The 17,433-nt window shown below is 40.0% G+C and carries 7 protein-coding genes; 3 read left to right on the forward strand and 4 right to left on the reverse strand.

The genetic code is table 11. From position 1 onward, the window contains the following. From MKX14_RS15505 to MKX14_RS15520, 3 genes are all read left to right on the forward strand, one after another. Positions 1-1,933 (forward strand): type I secretion system permease/ATPase (locus tag MKX14_RS15505; protein ID WP_240282907.1); only part of this gene is annotated, 1,933 nt, incomplete at its 5' end. Then, the gene (locus MKX14_RS15510; protein ID WP_240282908.1) at positions 1,930-3,126 is read left to right on the forward strand and encodes an HlyD family efflux transporter periplasmic adaptor subunit; all 1,197 of its coding nucleotides are present in this window, start codon (positions 1,930-1,932) and stop codon (positions 3,124-3,126) included. The genes MKX14_RS15505 and MKX14_RS15510, both read left to right, overlap by 4 nt. Before the next feature lie 379 nt (positions 3,127-3,505). Continuing rightward, the gene (locus tag MKX14_RS15520; RefSeq protein ID WP_345892629.1) at positions 3,506-11,989 is read left to right on the forward strand and encodes a BapA/Bap/LapF family prefix-like domain-containing protein; all 8,484 of its coding nucleotides are present in this window, start codon (positions 3,506-3,508) and stop codon (positions 11,987-11,989) included. A 123-nt stretch (positions 11,990-12,112) separates the two neighbouring features. Here the strand turns inward: MKX14_RS15520 and MKX14_RS15525 are convergent, their stop codons facing one another. The 4 genes from MKX14_RS15525 to MKX14_RS15540 all read right to left on the reverse strand — a co-directional run bounded on the left by MKX14_RS15525 (position 12,113) and on the right by MKX14_RS15540 (position 17,214). Beyond that, positions 12,113-13,150 (reverse strand): peptidase MA family protein, encoded by a 1,038-nt coding sequence (locus tag MKX14_RS15525; RefSeq protein WP_345892628.1) that lies wholly within the window; start codon positions 13,148-13,150, stop codon positions 12,113-12,115. Then, positions 13,150-14,691, reverse strand: coding sequence for a glycosyltransferase (gene tagE / locus MKX14_RS15530; protein WP_240282911.1), 1,542 nt, complete (start codon positions 14,689-14,691; stop codon positions 13,150-13,152). Before tagE ends, MKX14_RS15525 begins: the two co-directional genes overlap by 1 nt. Positions 14,692-14,738: 47 nt before the next feature. Continuing rightward, positions 14,739-15,488, reverse strand: coding sequence for a CatB-related O-acetyltransferase (gene vat / locus MKX14_RS15535; protein ID WP_240282926.1), 750 nt, complete (start codon positions 15,486-15,488; stop codon positions 14,739-14,741). Between the two features lie 67 nt (positions 15,489-15,555). Further along, on the reverse strand, positions 15,556-17,214 hold the full coding sequence (locus MKX14_RS15540; RefSeq protein ID WP_133482009.1) for a poly alpha-glucosyltransferase: 1,659 nt from the start codon (positions 17,212-17,214) through the stop codon (positions 15,556-15,558). Positions 17,215-17,433: the final 219 nt, after the last annotated feature.

Genomic DNA, 17,433 nt, shown 5'->3' on the forward strand with positions numbered 1-17,433 from the left:
GCGTTTACCGGTCATGGTCGAGTTTAATGACGGACAAGTTGGTGTAATTGATAAGGCCGATACTCAAGGAAATGTCAGTATCCAGTTTAGTGGGGATCAGGGACTTTCGCAAAATGCGTCTTTAAGTGCTTTGAAAGATACGGTCAAAAATATTTATATTTTGCGCCCTGAAACGTCTATTCCCGATGCGCGTATTGACGAATATATCAAACCATACGAAGCGAGCTGGTTCTGGTCGATTGTTTTAAGAGACTGGAAACGCTACGTTGACATTATGTTTGCCTCACTGATTGCAAATGTACTGGCCCTGGCAACCATTATTTTCTCAATGCAAGTGTATGATCGTGTTGTACCTTCACAGTCTATCCCGACTTTATGGGTGTTGGCAGGTGGTGTACTCATTGCAGCGCTTTTTGAGTTTACTTTACGTGTAGCTAGAGTTTATTTATCCGATATTATTGGTAAACGTGCTGACTTACGAGTGTCTGATCGTGTATTTGGTCATGCCTTACGCATCAGAAATAAAGACCGCTCAAAGTCTACAGGTAGTTTTATTTCCCAGATTCGTGAGCTGGAAGGTGTTCGTGAGCTGGTGACTTCAACCACCATTACTGCGATGGCAGATTTTCCGTTCTTTTTCCTATTCCTGATCATTTTTGCGATTATCGGTGGAAAACTGTTTTGGGTGATGTTGTTGGTTGTGCCACTTATGCTTTTGCCGGGTATTCTGGCACAGAAAAAGCTAGCGCAACTCGCACAAGAGGGCATGAGAGAGTCCTCAATCCGTAACGCCATTCTTGTTGAAGCGGTGCAGGGTATTGAAGACATCAAGTTATTACGTGCTGAGTCTCGCTTCCAAAACCAGTGGAACCACATGAACGAAGTTTCAGCTGACATTGGTATGAGACAGCGTAAAATTGTCGGTACCTTAATGGCATGGACCCAAAAGATTCAAGGTTTGACCTACGCACTTGTCGTTTTGGTGGGGTGTTTTGCGGTGATGGATGGTGAAATGACGACAGGTGCATTAGTGGCTTGTTCAATTTTATCTTCACGAATGTTGGCACCGATTAGTCATATCACAGGTGTTTTAGGGCGTTTACAGCAGGCGAAAGTTGCAAAACAAAGCCTAGATGAGCTTATGCAACGTCCGATTGATCAGCCAGAGCGTTCTCATCTGGTACATAAGGCTGTTTTAAATGGCGATTACGAACTAAAAAATGTCTTGTTTCAATATAGTGAGGATGAACCGCGTCCTAGCCTTGCGGTTCGTCATTTAAAAATTCGCGCTGGTGAAAAAATTGCAATATTGGGGCGTAACGGTGCAGGTAAATCAACACTGCTCCAGCTTCTATCGGGTATGCAAGTTCCAACTCAAGGCGCAGTACATTTAGATGGTCTGGATCTTTCATTAATTGATCCGTCTGATGTACGTCGTGATATGGGCTTACTCAACCAGAATGCGCATCTTTTCTACGGTACGATTCGTGAAAACCTCACTTTGGGCGCACCGCTTGCAACGGATGAAGAGATTCTTCGTGCATTAGTGGTAACGGGTGCATTACCTTTTGTTCAAGAGAAAAAAGAAGGGCTTGATCACCTGATTTTAGAAGGTGGTGTTGGTTTCTCTGGTGGTCAGAAACAAGCATTGTTACTGGCTCGTCTATTGATTCGTCAACCTAACATTTTATTGTTAGACGAACCGACAGCAGCCATTGATGACGTGGCAGAGAAACAACTGATTGATCATTTAAAAGGTTGGCTGGCACATCGGACCTTGGTCGTTGCGACCCACCGCCGCGCTGTATTAGAACTTGTAGACCGTATTATTGTCGTGAATGAAGGCAAAATCGTGATGGACGGTCCAAGAGATCAGGTACTCAATCAATCAACAGCCCAACAAAAACAAGTGAGCCAAGGGGGTAATTCATGAGCGAACCACAACAAGAACAACAACTCACCCGTTCAATGAATGTCTCTTATAGTGAGCCACCATTACCACGTGCCAGTCTAGTGATCTGGATTGTGGGCATTGGCTTGGTTATTTTCTTTATCTGGGCGTGGGTATTTAAACTTGACGAAGTTTCTACTGGTACGGGTAAAGTCATTCCATCATCTAAAGAGCAGGTCATCCAGTCTTTAGAAGGCGGTATTTTAACCAAGCTGAATGTACAAGAAGGTGACATCGTTCAAAAGGGCGAAATTCTTGCGCAGCTTGATCCAACCCGTTTTGCATCAAATGTTGGTGAATCAAAATCTTTACTGATCTCTGCTCAAGCGACAGCAGCGCGTTTGCGTGCGGAAGTAAACGGTACACCTTTAGTTTTTCCTGAAATTGTGATGAAAGAACCAAAGTTAGTACAGGAAGAAACTGCATTGTATACATCTCGTAGAGCCAATCTCGAAGAAACCCTTGCGGGTTTTAGGCAAGCTCTACAGTTAGTACAACAAGAACTGGCGATGACAGAACCGCTGGTGGCTAAAGGTGCAGCAAGTGAGGTTGAGGTTTTACGTTTACGTCGTGAAGCAAATGATTTACAAAACAAAATGAATGATGCGCAGAACCAGTACTATGTGAAAGCGCGTGAAGAGTTATCTAAAGCGAATACGGATAGCGAAACGCAACAACAAATCGTACTGGGTCGTAGTGACAGTTTAGATCGTGCAGTGTTCAGAGCACCGGTACGTGGTGTTGTCAAAGAAATTGCAGTGACTACCCATGGTGGTGTTGTTCCACAAAACGGTAAACTAATGACGATTGTACCGATTGATGAACAACTACTTATTGAAGCGCGTATTTTACCGCGCGACATTGCCTTTATTCGTCCGGGACAAGAAGCACTGGTTAAGATCACTGCCTATGACTACTCAATTTATGGTGGTTTAAAAGGTAAGGTTACTATTATTTCACCAGATACCATTCGTGATGAAGTAAAACAGGATCAATTCTATTATCGTGTTTATATCCGCACTGATTCTGACAAGCTTTACAATAAAGAAGGTAAAGCGTTTGGTATTACACCGGGTATGGTGGCAACAGTAGATATTCGTACTGGTCAAAAAACAGTACTTGATTACTTACTTAAACCATTTAATAAAGCCAAAGAAGCGTTGCGAGAAAGATAAATAAATGTATATCCATATGGTTTTTAAATGTTTAAAAACCATATAGATATTAATAAAGGAAATATCTTGTTTTAAATATGTGGTTTTTATTGTTTGTGTTTTAAAGCATAAAAAAATTAAAAGCATATTATGATTTTTTTTAAATTCTAATACTTTGAAAAATAATAAATAATATATTTTTTTTTATTTTGGTTAATAAATAAACTCCTCTTTGTTGTTTTTTTTGTGACGTAATTCATGTTTATAATTGAGTTGTGCGTTGAGGTTGGCCTTTGTTTTATCTAATTTATTCCTTAATTTGGGCTCTTCTTATTTCATAAAATTTAAGAGCTCTAAATTGGATTGGTTTAATTAAATAATCCTACGAAGGGGAAGAAATATGTCTGAGATAAGGGTAGTTTCTAAGGAGAGTCACGAAACCTTAGAAATTACGACAAAGGATACAGTCTCTCTTTCCGAAGCATCAGTTATTTTAATAAAAGTAAATAAAGATGATGTTTCTGAAATTAGACAAGACGGTAGAAATGCAATTATTACTTTAAAAAATGGTGAACAAATAGTAATAGTTGATTTCTTTAATGGTGGTAATTATTCAACCGATAATAGTCTGGTTTTTGAAGATGATAATCACAAGTTAATTTGGGTACAATTTACTGATGCTAATGGTGCATTATTAGAACATATTACTTATAGTTATATCGATAGTATTGAACCACTACTTTATCATGATGGAGCTGCATCTCCATGGGCATGGTTATCTGTACCGCTAACCGCAGCAGGAATTTTGTGGTGGGCTCATAATAGCGACGATAAAACAGATGACACAAAACAAAAAGATACAACTGCTCCTGATGCTCCAGTTATAGATCCAATCAATGGTACAGATCCGATTACAGGTACGGCAGAACCAGGTTCAACAGTAACTGTGACATTCCCAGATGGCACTACAGCGACTGTTGTTGCAGGCCCAGATGGTAGCTGGACTGTACCGAATCCTGGCCTTGAAGATGGCGATGAAGTTAAGGCAACGGCAACAGATCCGGCAGGTAACACCTCACCACCGGCAACAGAGATTGTTGATGCTGTAGCACCGGCAGCCCCAGAGATTGATCCAATCAATGGTACAGACCCAATTACGGGTACGGCAGAACCGGGTTCAACAGTAACCGTGACATTCCCGGATGGCACTACAGCGACTGTTGTTGCAGGCCCAGATGGTAGCTGGACTGTACCGAATCCTGGCCTTGAAGATGGCGATGAAGTTAAGGCAACAGCAACAGATCCGGCAGGTAACACCTCACCACCGGCAACAGAGATTGTTGATGCTGTAGCACCGACTGTAACTTTTGATGAATTATCTAGTCATGATAATACACCTACATTAACTGGTACTGTAGATGACCCTACTGCGAAAGTGATTGTAACTGTAGATGGTGTAGAGTACACAGCCGTAAATAACGGTGATGGAACATGGACACTAGCAGATAACACGCTACCAGCTTTAAATGAGGGATCACATACAATCCTTGTGACTGCTACTGATGCGGCAGGTAATGAAGGCTCTACAACAGGTACATTAATCATTATCGGTGAATCTGACAGCGATTCTGATAGCGACAGCGATTCAGACTCTGACAGCGATTCTGATAGCGACAGCGACTCAGACTCTGACAGCGACTCTGATTCCGACAGCGATTCTGACTCTGATTCTGACAGCGACTCTGACTCTGACTCTGATTCTGACAGCGACAGTGACTCGGATTCTGACAGTGACTCGGACTCTGACAGCGATTCTGATTCTGACAGCGATTCTGATAGCGACAGTGACTCTGATTCCGACAGCGACTCAGACTCTGATAGCGACAGCGATTCTGATTCTGACAGCGACTCTGACTCAGATTCCGACAGCGATTCTGACTCTGACAGCGACTCTGACTCAGATTCCGACAGTGACTCTGATTCCGACAGCGACAGTGACTCTGATAGCGACAGCGACTCGGACTCTGACAGTGACTCGGATTCTGACAGCGACTCGGACTCTGACAGCGACTCGGATTCTGACAGCGACAGCGATTCTGACTCTGACAGCGACTCTGACTCTGACAGCGACTCGGATTCTGACTCTGACAGTGATTCAGACTCTGACAGTGACTCGGATTCTGACAGTGACTCTGATTCTGACAGCGACTCGGACTCTGATAGCGACTCGGACTCTGACAGTGACTCGGATTCTGATAGCGACAGTGACTCTGACAGCGATTCGGACTCTGACAGCGACTCAGATTCTGACAGCGACTCAGATTCTGACAGCGACTCTGATTCCGACAGTGACTCAGACAGCGACTCGGACTCTGACAGCGACTCGGACTCTGACAGTGACTCGGATTCTGACAGCGACTCGGACTCTGACAGCGACTCGGATTCTGACAGCGACAGCGATTCTGACTCTGACAGCGACTCTGACTCTGACAGCGACTCGGATTCTGACTCTGACAGTGATTCAGACTCTGACAGTGACTCGGATTCTGACAGTGACTCTGATTCTGACAGCGACTCGGACTCTGATAGCGACTCGGACTCTGACAGTGACTCGGATTCTGATAGCGACAGTGACTCTGACAGCGATTCGGACTCTGACAGCGACTCTGATTCTGACAGCGACTCGGATTCTGACAGCGACTCGGACTCTGACAGTGACTCTGATTCTGACAGTGACTCTGATTCTGACAGCGACTCTGACTCCGACAGCGACTCTGATTCCGACAGTGACTCAGACAGCGATTCTGACTCAGACTCTGACAGCGACTCGGACTCTGACAGTGACTCGGATTCTGACAGCGACTCGGACTCTGACAGCGACTCGGATTCTGACAGCGACTCGGACTCTGACAGTGACTCGGATTCTGATAGTGACTCTGATAGCGACAGCGATTCAGACTCTGACAGCGACTCAGACTCTGATAGCGACAGCGATTCTGACTCTGACAGTGATTCAGACTCTGACAGCGACTCTGATAGCGACAGCGACTCAGACTCCGACAGCGACTCAGATTCCGACAGCGATTCTGATTCTGACAGCGACTCTGATTCCGACAGCGACTCTGATTCTGATAGCGACAGCGACTCTGATTCTGACAGCGATTCTGACAGCGACAGTGACTCAGATTCTGACAGCGACTCAGACTCTGACAGCGACTCTGATAGCGACAGTGACTCTGACTCTGACTCTGATTCCGACAGCGACTCAGATTCCGACAGCGATTCTGATTCTGACAGCGACTCTGATTCCGACAGCGACTCTGATTCTGATAGCGACAGCGACTCTGATTCTGACAGCGATTCTGACAGCGACAGTGACTCAGATTCTGACAGCGACTCAGACTCTGACAGCGACTCTGATAGCGACAGTGACTCTGACTCTGACTCTGACTCTGATTCCGACAGCGATTCAGACTCTGACAGCGACTCAGACTCTGACAGCGATTCAGACTCTGACAGTGACTCAGACTCTGACAGTGACTCAGACTCTGACAGTGACTCAGACTCTGACAGCGACTCTGATTCTGACAGCGACTCAGATTCTGACAGCGACAGCGACTCTGATTCTGACAGCGACTCAGATTCTGACAGCGACAGCGACTCTGATTCCGACAGCGATTCAGACTCTGACAGCGACTCAGATTCTGACAGCGACTCTGACTCAGACTCTGACAGCGATTCTGATTCCGACAGCGATTCTGACAGCGACTCAGACTCTGACAGCGACTCGGACTCTGACAGCGACAGTGACTCGGATTCTGACAGCGATTCTGACAGCGACTCAGACTCCGACAGCGACTCAGATTCCGACAGCGATTCTGATTCTGACAGCGACTCGGACTCTGACAGTGACTCGGATTCTGACAGTGACTCTGATTCTGACAGCGACTCTGATTCTGACTCTGACTCTGACAGCGACTCGGATTCTGACAGCGACTCGGACTCTGATAGCGACTCTGATTCTGACAGCGACTCTGATTCTGACAGCGACTCAGACTCTGACAGCGACTCTGATAGCGACTCTGATAGCGACTCTGATTCTGACAGCGACTCGGATTCTGACAGCGACAGTGACTCTGACAGCGACTCTGATTCTGACAGCGACTCGGACTCTGATAGCGACAGTGACTCTGATTCCGACAGTGATTCAGACAGCGATTCTGACTCAGACTCTGACAGCGACTCGGACTCTGACAGCGACTCGGACTCTGACAGTGACTCGGATTCTGACAGCGACTCGGATTCTGATAGCGACAGCGACTCAGACTCTGACAGCGACAGTGACTCAGATTCCGACAGCGACTCGGACTCTGATAGCGACAGCGACTCAGACTCTGACAGCGATTCAGACTCTGACAGCGACTCAGATTCTGACAGCGATTCAGACTCTGACAGCGATTCAGACTCTGACAGCGATTCAGACTCTGACAGCGACTCAGATTCTGACAGTGACTCAGACTCTGACAGCGACTCTGATTCCGACAGCGACTCAGACTCTGACTCCGACAGCGATTCAGACTCTGACAGCGATTCAGATTCCGACAGTGACTCGGATTCGGACAGCGACTCTGATTCTGACAGCGACTCTGACTCTGATAGCGACAGCGATTCTGACTCTGATTCCGACAGCGATTCTGATTCCGACAGCGACAGTGACTCTGATAGCGACAGTGACTCAGACTCTGACAGTGACTCGGACTCTGACAGTGACTCGGATTCTGACAGCGACAGTGACTCGGATTCTGACAGTGACTCTGATTCCGACAGCGATTCTGATAGCGACAGCGACAGTGACTCTGATAGCGACAGCGACTCTGATTCCGACAGCGACTCTGATAGCGACAGCGATTCTGACTCTGACAGCGACAGTGACTCTGATAGCGACAGCGATTCTGATAGCGACAGTGACTCTGATAGCGACAGCGATTCTGACAGCGACTCGGACTCTGACAGCGACAGTGACTCTGATTCCGACAGCGATTCAGACTCTGACAGCGATTCTGACTCTGACAGTGACTCAGACTCTGATTCTGACAGCGATTCTGACTCTGACAGCGACAGTGACTCTGATTCCGACAGCGATTCAGACTCTGACAGCGATTCTGACTCTGACAGTGACTCAGACTCTGATTCTGACAGCGATTCTGACTCTGACAGCGACAGTGACTCTGATTCCGACAGCGATTCAGACTCTGACAGCGACAGCGACAGTGACTCAGACTCTGACAGTGACTCTGATTCTGACAGCGACTCTGATTCTGATAGCGACAGTGACTCAGACTCTGATTCTGACAGCGACTCTGATTCCGACAGCGACTCTGATAGCGACAGCGATTCTGACTCTGACAGCGATTCTGACTCTGACAGCGACAGTGACTCAGATTCCGACAGCGATTCTGATAGCGACAGCGACTCTGATTCCGACAGCGACTCTGATAGCGACAGTGACTCTGACTCTGATTCTGACAGCGACAGTGACTCGGATTCTGACAGTGACTCTGATAGCGACAGCGACTCTGATAGCGACAGCGATTCTGACTCTGATTCCGACAGCGATTCTGATAGCGACAGTGACTCTGATTCCGACAGCGACTCTGATAGCGACAGCGACTCTGACTCTGACAGCGATTCTGACTCTGACAGCGACAGTGACTCAGATTCCGACAGCGATTCTGATAGCGACAGTGACTCTGATTCCGACAGCGACTCTGATAGCGACAGTGACTCTGACTCTGATTCTGACAGCGACAGTGACTCTGATTCCGACAGTGACTCGGATTCTGACAGCGACAGCGATTCAGACTCTGACAGCGACTCAGACTCTGACAGCGACTCAGACTCTGACAGCGACTCAGACTCTGACAGCGATTCTGACTCTGACAGTGATTCAGACTCTGACAGCGACTCAGATTCTGACAGCGACTCAGACTCTGACAGCGATTCAGACTCTGACAGCGATTCAGACTCTGACAGCGATTCCGACAGTGACTCAGACTCTGATAGCGACAGCGACTCAGATTCTGACAGTGACTCAGATTCTGACAGTGACTCAGATTCCGACAGCGATTCTGATAGCGACAGCGATTCTGACTCTGACAGCGACTCTGATTCCGACAGTGACTCAGACTCTGACAGCGACTCTGATTCTGACAGCGACTCTGATTCTGACAGCGACTCTGACTCTGATTCTGACAGCGATTCTGATAGCGACAGTGACTCTGATTCCGACAGCGATTCTGATAGCGACAGTGACTCAGATTCCGACAGCGATTCTGATAGCGACAGTGACTCTGATAGCGACAGCGATTCTGACTCTGACAGTGACTCAGACTCTGACAGCGACTCGGATTCTGACAGCGACTCAGACTCTGACAGCGATTCTGACTCTGACAGCGATTCTGACTCTGACAGTGATTCAGACTCTGACAGTGATTCAGACTCTGACAGCGACTCAGATTCTGACAGCGACTCAGACTCTGACAGCGATTCAGACTCTGACAGCGATTCCGACAGTGACTCAGACTCTGATTCCGACAGCGATTCTGATAGTGACAGCGACTCAGATTCTGACAGTGACTCTGATTCCGACAGCGACTCTGACTCTGACAGCGACTCTGATTCTGACAGCGACAGTGACTCAGACTCTGACAGCGACAGTGACTCAGACTCTGACAGCGACAGTGACTCAGACTCTGACAGTGACTCTGATAGCGACAGCGATTCTGACTCTGACAGCGATTCTGACTCTGACAGCGACTCTGACTCAGACTCTGATCTGGTTGCGAATGATGACTTGGCAACGCTTGATGCCAATATCGATCCAACCACAAGCCCAGTACCTACACAATCTAAGACATCTGTAGTTTTACCTTCTTACGATGGTTTGATTCTCGACTGGACATGGGCTGTGAACAATGCCTTGCAAGTAGAAGTTCCTCAAGGAACACTTCAAGATTTCAATATTGATATCAGTGGTTTGTATTTGGGTGCAGGTATTGTGAGTTTAGGCCTCGATGTTCTTCGTTTGAATGAAAACACTGGTCAATATGAGCTTTATGAGCATATTCCAAATGCCGGAACTGCTTTTGCAGCACTTGTAGGATTCTATACAGGTGGCACCACGATTAATGATTTACCTGAAGGTCAATATGCCATCGTCATGACAAATGACCAAGGACTTAACTTTACAGGTTTAGGCTTCCCAACTTTAACAATTCCATCAGGTGGTGTAGCAACCGATTATGGTGAGGTTGTTGTAAGTGGTAATGTTATTGTTCCTGAAGGTCCTGGTGATGTGGCGGATGTTGATCCTGAGGGTCAGCCTTTAGTTGTTACACAAGTAATTTCTGAAACAGGTAATACCTTAACTCTAGATCAAACTGCGAATGGTTTCCAAAAAATAGAAGGAGCTTATGGTGACCTCTATATTGATAAAGATGGTAACTATGAATACATCCGAAATCCGGAAATTCCTAATTCAGTAGGTAAAGTCGATACGTTTACTTATACAATTCAAGATGTTGATGGAAATGTAGCAACTGCTAATCTCAACATTCGAATTGATAGTTCTCAAGTAGACATTAATTGGCCAACGGATCCTACTTTAGATGGTACAGTTGATTTAGTTGCTACTAATGATATCAATGCTGCTCAAGTAGATTACAAAAACTTTGTTGAAACAAAATCGGCAGATCTTGGTTCAATGACTGCTTCGGTTACTCGTAGTGGTAGCTTATTTGGTGGTTATACTTATACGCGTGTTTCTGGAACCGATACTTCGGATGTTGTTACCGTAGATCCAAATGCTTCTGCTGTACTATCTATTAAAGTAACTACAACTGATTCATCGGGTGCTAATAATGATACCTTTGGTTATAGCGTACAAAAATTTGTAAGCGGTAGCTGGCAAACTGTATATGTGTCACCAACTACGACTTATAGTCATCCATTCTTGGGTGGTTCGAATGCTACAATCATTGATAGTAGTTATTCGATACCAGCGGATAGTGTGGCGACTCAATGGCGTGTTGTATATACAAGTACAGAAAGTAATGAATCATTCCTTATTAATGGTACTAATAGCACAACAGTACAAACCTCAGTTCAACCAACATTGACACATTATGATGTATTTACAGCTTCTGGAGAATTTACTCCAGCAACTGGCAACATAATTACTGATGATAGTGGCAATGGCACTGATGTAACAGGCGGTGTAGGTACTAAATTATTTGTAGAAAATGCAGCGGGTGTATTTGTTGAAGCTACTGGTCAAACTTTAGTTTACAGTAATGGAACATTAAATATTGCTGCTAATGGTACATATACCTTTACTCCAAATGCCACCGCAGATGGAAGTCAAGCTACAAGTTTCAATTATAAACTTATAGCTGCGAATGGCGATGAAAGTAATGTAGCTACATTAACAATTAATTTGGGTAGACATTATGAAACGGGTACTGGAAATGATTTAATTTCTGGCACATCAGGAAATGATGTTTATACAACTGGTACTGGTGCAGATACAGTTATATTTAAACTTCTTAATGCCACAGATCCTACAGGTGGCAATGGTAAGGATGAATGGACTGACTTTAATTTGGCGCAAGGTGATAAAGTTGATATTAGCTCGTTGTTAAATGGTGCTAATGCCGGCAATATCTCTAATTATGTGTCTGTTACTTCTGACGGTGCGGGTAATACTTTAATTAGTATTGATCGTGATGGTACTGGAAATACCTATAACTCAACTGATCTTATTGTACTGAAAAATACAGATACAACATTGGATGAGTTATTGAATAATAATCAGTTGTTATTTTAATTGATTGTTTTTGATAGAAATCTGTAAATAGAAGAGAAGGCATAAGTGCCTTCTCTTTTTTTATTTAAAATTATTTTAAAAGTAGTATTCAAAATGGCTTATTTAGGATTTATAAAAATAAAATCAATTAGTTTTTTTATTTTTTACGACTTTTTTTAAAAGGTTTTTAAATTTATTTTTCTCTATATTACGTTCGTCCATGCTCTCAAGAGTTATCAATAGGGTATCTAAAATTTGTTCGTTGAAATGAGCTGAATTTTGATCTATTTCCTTCCAATGATATAAGTTCCAATTATTTAAAACAGAAATTTTTTGATCTTGTCTTCCAAGATTTTCAAGAAACTTTCTTATAAAGAGTGTTCCTTTTAAATATTTGTCTTGGAACACAGGTTGTCCATCAGTGTATTTTTGTTGCATGAGAGAAAGTGGTAAAAATAACTGACCATCAGATCTATCTATAAGTGTAGTGAGACGGTTCCATAATTGAGATGTCCTATAAGTTCTTTGCAAGACATATTTTTCAAAATCCTCTTCATTTTCGGGCAAATTTCTTTGCCCATATATACCAAGCTTATCTTTTCTGATAATCCCTTCTGACCAAGCTGCCAAGCTTTCTGTCAGCCAAGGTTGCTTAAACATCGTATAACCATAGGTATAAAGATGAAATAGTTCATGTGCAATTAATGAAGAGTTTGTAGTTAAGTTTGGAATATTATTACTAATAAGAATAATTAGAGCACAAGCATTTTTTTTTAATGGATTATTGATATGCCGATGAGGTTCATCATACGCTAATCCTAGTCCATTAAGCTTCTGTATTTGTATATCAATATATTTAACATCATTTTTATAGCGTGGACTGTTTAAAGGATCTTGGTAACCTAAAACTGACCAAGCTTTTCGTATGGAATTGGCTTGAATAGCAATATTTTCAACATAGTCTGGAATATGATTTAGGTTTTTATCCTGCTGAAATGTTAAAGCATTATCACCAGAAGTAGTATAAAAAATACGCAGATTATTCATGCTATAATAGACTTGATCAAGTTGTTTAACAACAGGAGGGCTACTTGAATAACAATCAGTTTTTGCATGAATATAAGTAGATGCACAAAATGTAGAGAATAATAAAACCAAAGTTTTTTTATGCATGAAAAACATTACTGAATAGCCTGGAAAAGCTCTTGCCATTTTAGAGCAAATTGTTTTTGATCTGTGAGTTGACTACATGCATATGCATTTTCACTAAGTTTAAGCCGTTTGTGTTCATCTTTTAATAAAGAAACTACTTTTTGTGCAAATAATTCTTCATCTTGAAAAGTAACTAAATAGCCATTTTCATCATGTTTAATCATATCTGATGGTCCGTAATCGATGTCATAACTCACGACAGGGCAGCCATGGCATAGGGCTTCTAAAACTGCCATACCGAAACCTTCAGATCGGCTAGAAAAAAGGAATAAGCTTGCCTTATTATATAAAGCATCAGTGTTCTCATTATAGCCCATCAATTTAATATGGTTATTTAACTGATGTTCATCAATTTGACTTTGTAAGAAGTTATGCTCACTTCCAAAACCATAAATGTTTAAATAAGCATTGGGGATTACTTCTACAACTTTTTTGAAAATCCTAATTAAGCTATCTAAATTTTTCGCTTTATCATATCTAGCAATAGTTAAGCAAAACATTGGGTCTCTGTTTGAAAAATTGACATGGTCAATAGTTTTTTCATATATATGTGGAATAACAAATAATTTCTCTTCCATTCCAAAGCGCTGTTGAATATGTTGTTTTTGACGTTCAGTTAAGATTACTAGTGCGTCTAATTCATTACTATATTTAAAATAGCTACGATAATGACGATTAATTGTAGAATTTTGAATATCATGACCATTTAGATGGGTAGCATGAATTGTCCCAATAAATCGCATATTTTCTTGTTTTATCTCTCTAAGTGGCTCATAAAAATGAATTGCACGGTCAATAAGAATATACATCAGATCATTTTCATAAAGTTGAGAGATTTTTAGAAACCAATACTGAATGAGCTGAGATTCAGTCTCAAAAACCTCATTAATAACACCTTGTTTATTAAATAAAAAAATATTCGAAACAATGTTTTTATTCTTTTCGTTAGGTTGATAGTTTTTTATAATAACTGGATGACCTTCTGTATGATAATAAGTTTCAGTTATGATCATTTGATTTTCTGGGTTGATGACTTGAATACAACTAAGATAACCATAAGAATCATAAATAATTCGTCCTGTTTTGACTCCTTTTTTGAAAGTATTCACATACCGTAAAGTGATCGAGTCATTTTGTCGTATTTCATATAAATAGTTTTTATTATTTTTATCATGAAAACGTTGATTATAGGTGAAAGGAATTATAGTTTTTAAAATGTTACTGTTAAACATTTCTATCGCGGGATCATGAATTTTCTTATTAGCCAGTTTTAGATGCGTTCCTTGAAAATCAGCATATAGATTAAGATAACCAATAGAAGGAGGAGCTAAGTTTGTAGCTATAAGACTCCAATAATTTTCTGCAAGAGAGCGATCATACTCAGTAGTAATAATAGTGGGACTAATACCTAATTGTTCATTTAGTATTTTTGCTCGCTTTAAAAGAGCAAAAACTAATCCATTTTTCTTTTGGTCAATTTTTGGAAACAGAAAAAAATATTGAGTTTTCATAATAAATAACCATTTATAAGTTATGCAACATAAAAGATTTATTGGATTTAAGATGATTTCAGTAAATCATTTTTTGTAAAAATTGGTGGAAAGAATTCATTTAATTTTTCTAAATAAATTCTTTTTTGTAAATTATTTATGAAATCAATTGGTTCCATAAAATTTAAGCCTTTTAAATCATTCTTATGAAATCTCCACCATTTTAATTCTGTTAACTCCTTAATCACTGTATCTTCAAATCTTTTACGAATTAATCTGGCAGGGTTTCCACCAACAATAGTATATGGCTCTACATTCTTTGTAATAACACTATTAGATGCAATTATTGCTCCATCACCAATTGTAATATTATTTTTTAAAACTACATCAGCTCCAATCCAAACATCATTTCCGATAGTAACATTACGCCCACTTCTATAATTATGGGTGACTAATGCTGGGTCAGTATTATGATAATCTTCAGTATAAAAGTGAGGAGAAGTAGAAACCCAATCGGTGAAGTGATGAGCACCCATAATTTTAATATTACTAGCTAAGCTACAATAGCGGCCAATAGAAACACCATAACCAAGATTTGAGGATGAGTATGAGAAAGCACCAATTGTACAAAGGCTTAAAACACTATTATAAAAATTATTATATCCTTCAAGTTTCAAATCATTATTTAATGTAATAAGCCGATGTGGATTTTTTTTTAGAAAAAACATATTTATATTGAGTTTTTTAAGATTTTCTTCAATTTTAAAAAATTCAATACTTATTGTTTCATTTGATAAAGTAAATCTTTCTTCATTCATAAAGATACCTTTAATTACTCTATTAAAAATTTTTTGATATGTTGATCCTAAATTTAGAAATTCCAAGCTAATCTTTGAAATACAAATAGTACGCAATATAGCCTGATAAGTTATGTTCTTGATCATCAATACGGGTACGAAAACGATCATGCCTTACATAAAAAGAATTTAATATAGACTTAGGATTTTTCATATACATGGCTACTTCTGGATAGAAAAAACCTGTGCGTTGAAATTCAGTACGTAACTGAATAAGAGATTTTAATTCTTCGAATTTAGAAGATTTAAATAGATTTTCATGACCTTGCTCACTTAGGCGATTCACCATTTTATAAGCAGACATCATCATCTCAAGGAAAGTAGCATATACTGTTTTACGATTTTTAATAAAGTCCATGTGATTTAAATAGTTGTTTATACCAAATTGATAGTATTTAACTTCTGGACATACTACTGTTAATTCATTCGTACAATAACTTAACCAATGATCATGATATTTTTCATATGAATTAGATATGAAGTTATCAAACATTAATTTAACAGTATCTAAAAGAACTTTATTATTATTTAACTGATAAAGCCTTAATAGTGCCAATGCAGCTTCACCATCATAATAAACAATTCTAAATTTTTCTTTAATAGATAAGGAAGGATATTCCAAAATATGAATTGTTTTTCCTGTTTTATCAATCATTTGTAGAATTCCATTTGCTATTTTTTCTGCATATTCTAGATACTTTTTATTTTTAGTAATTTCCTGATATTTTGTTAACATTAAAATAGCAGCTGCATTCGCACCAAGCTTGATCTCATGATTATTGTCATTTCCATCAATCATATGAGCTGTATCTTCATCTATTAGCTTAAAAAATTTTTTGATGCTGTACTCAATTGCTAAGTGAATTTTAGGCCAATATTGATTATTCTCTTCAATCTCAAAAGTTTCTAAAAGAGAATAAATTGAAGTGCAATGTCGTATTGTATTGTAGCTTTTAATTTCATTATCAAAGGCAGGGAAATAGCCGTAGATAAATTTCCCATCTTCTAAAAGTTGATTGGATAGAAATTTAGCATTTTTATTAATTATTTCTTTAATATGAGATTTGTCATTTTTATCAATAAATCTAACCCCATTTTCACAACCGCCACTTTGAAGTTTAATAAATTTCCCATTTTCATAAAATACACTTTCAGTTTTAAAAAGCCATACATCTTTAATTTCACTAATTTCTAATTCTTTTTGAATAGAAGGATATTTTTTCTTGATTGCATTATTTAAATTATTCTGGTCAATAAAATTTTTTTGATCATATGAAATTCCTCGTATGATTGCATTCCCATAAATTTCTTGCTCTAAAAAACATATATTGAAATCTTTATCAAAACTAATACCTTCCCTAAAATGATTATTATGCTTTTGATTAGATATATCATTGGTAACATCAGTCCAACTTTTTTTTTCTATCTGAGTTACAATATCAAGTTTTATATAGGCTAGATAACGTTTATCTTTAAGAAAAATTTTTTCTAAAAAGCTATTTATTTTTTTTTGCAATTTTTGTATATCAGCACTAGTGATTGCAAAAACTTTACAACGTTGATCTAGGCAACCATATGAGATAAAGACTATTTTTTTATCAGAGTCAGTCTGATCATATAGTGATATCCATTCACTAATCTGATTCTTTAAATTACTTAAATCTAAATATTTCAATTGATGTAGCATATTATGACCTAATTAAGTTAATCTTGACTAGAAAACAATTAAATTGTTTTAATCCCTTTCTTAAAAAATAATAGAGTGATATTTAATTCTGATTGTTATTGTATTTGTTTTTTTGTGGTACTAGAAGTGATTTTAAGGCTTGAATTGTGTTTAAAATTATTCGAAATTTAATTCATATGTTTTAATTTGAGTATAGTTTAAAACATAATTTATATTTTT

It is taken from the genome of Acinetobacter pittii (genome assembly GCF_022449185.1).
GTDB lineage: Bacteria > Pseudomonadota > Gammaproteobacteria > Pseudomonadales > Moraxellaceae > Acinetobacter > Acinetobacter pittii_I.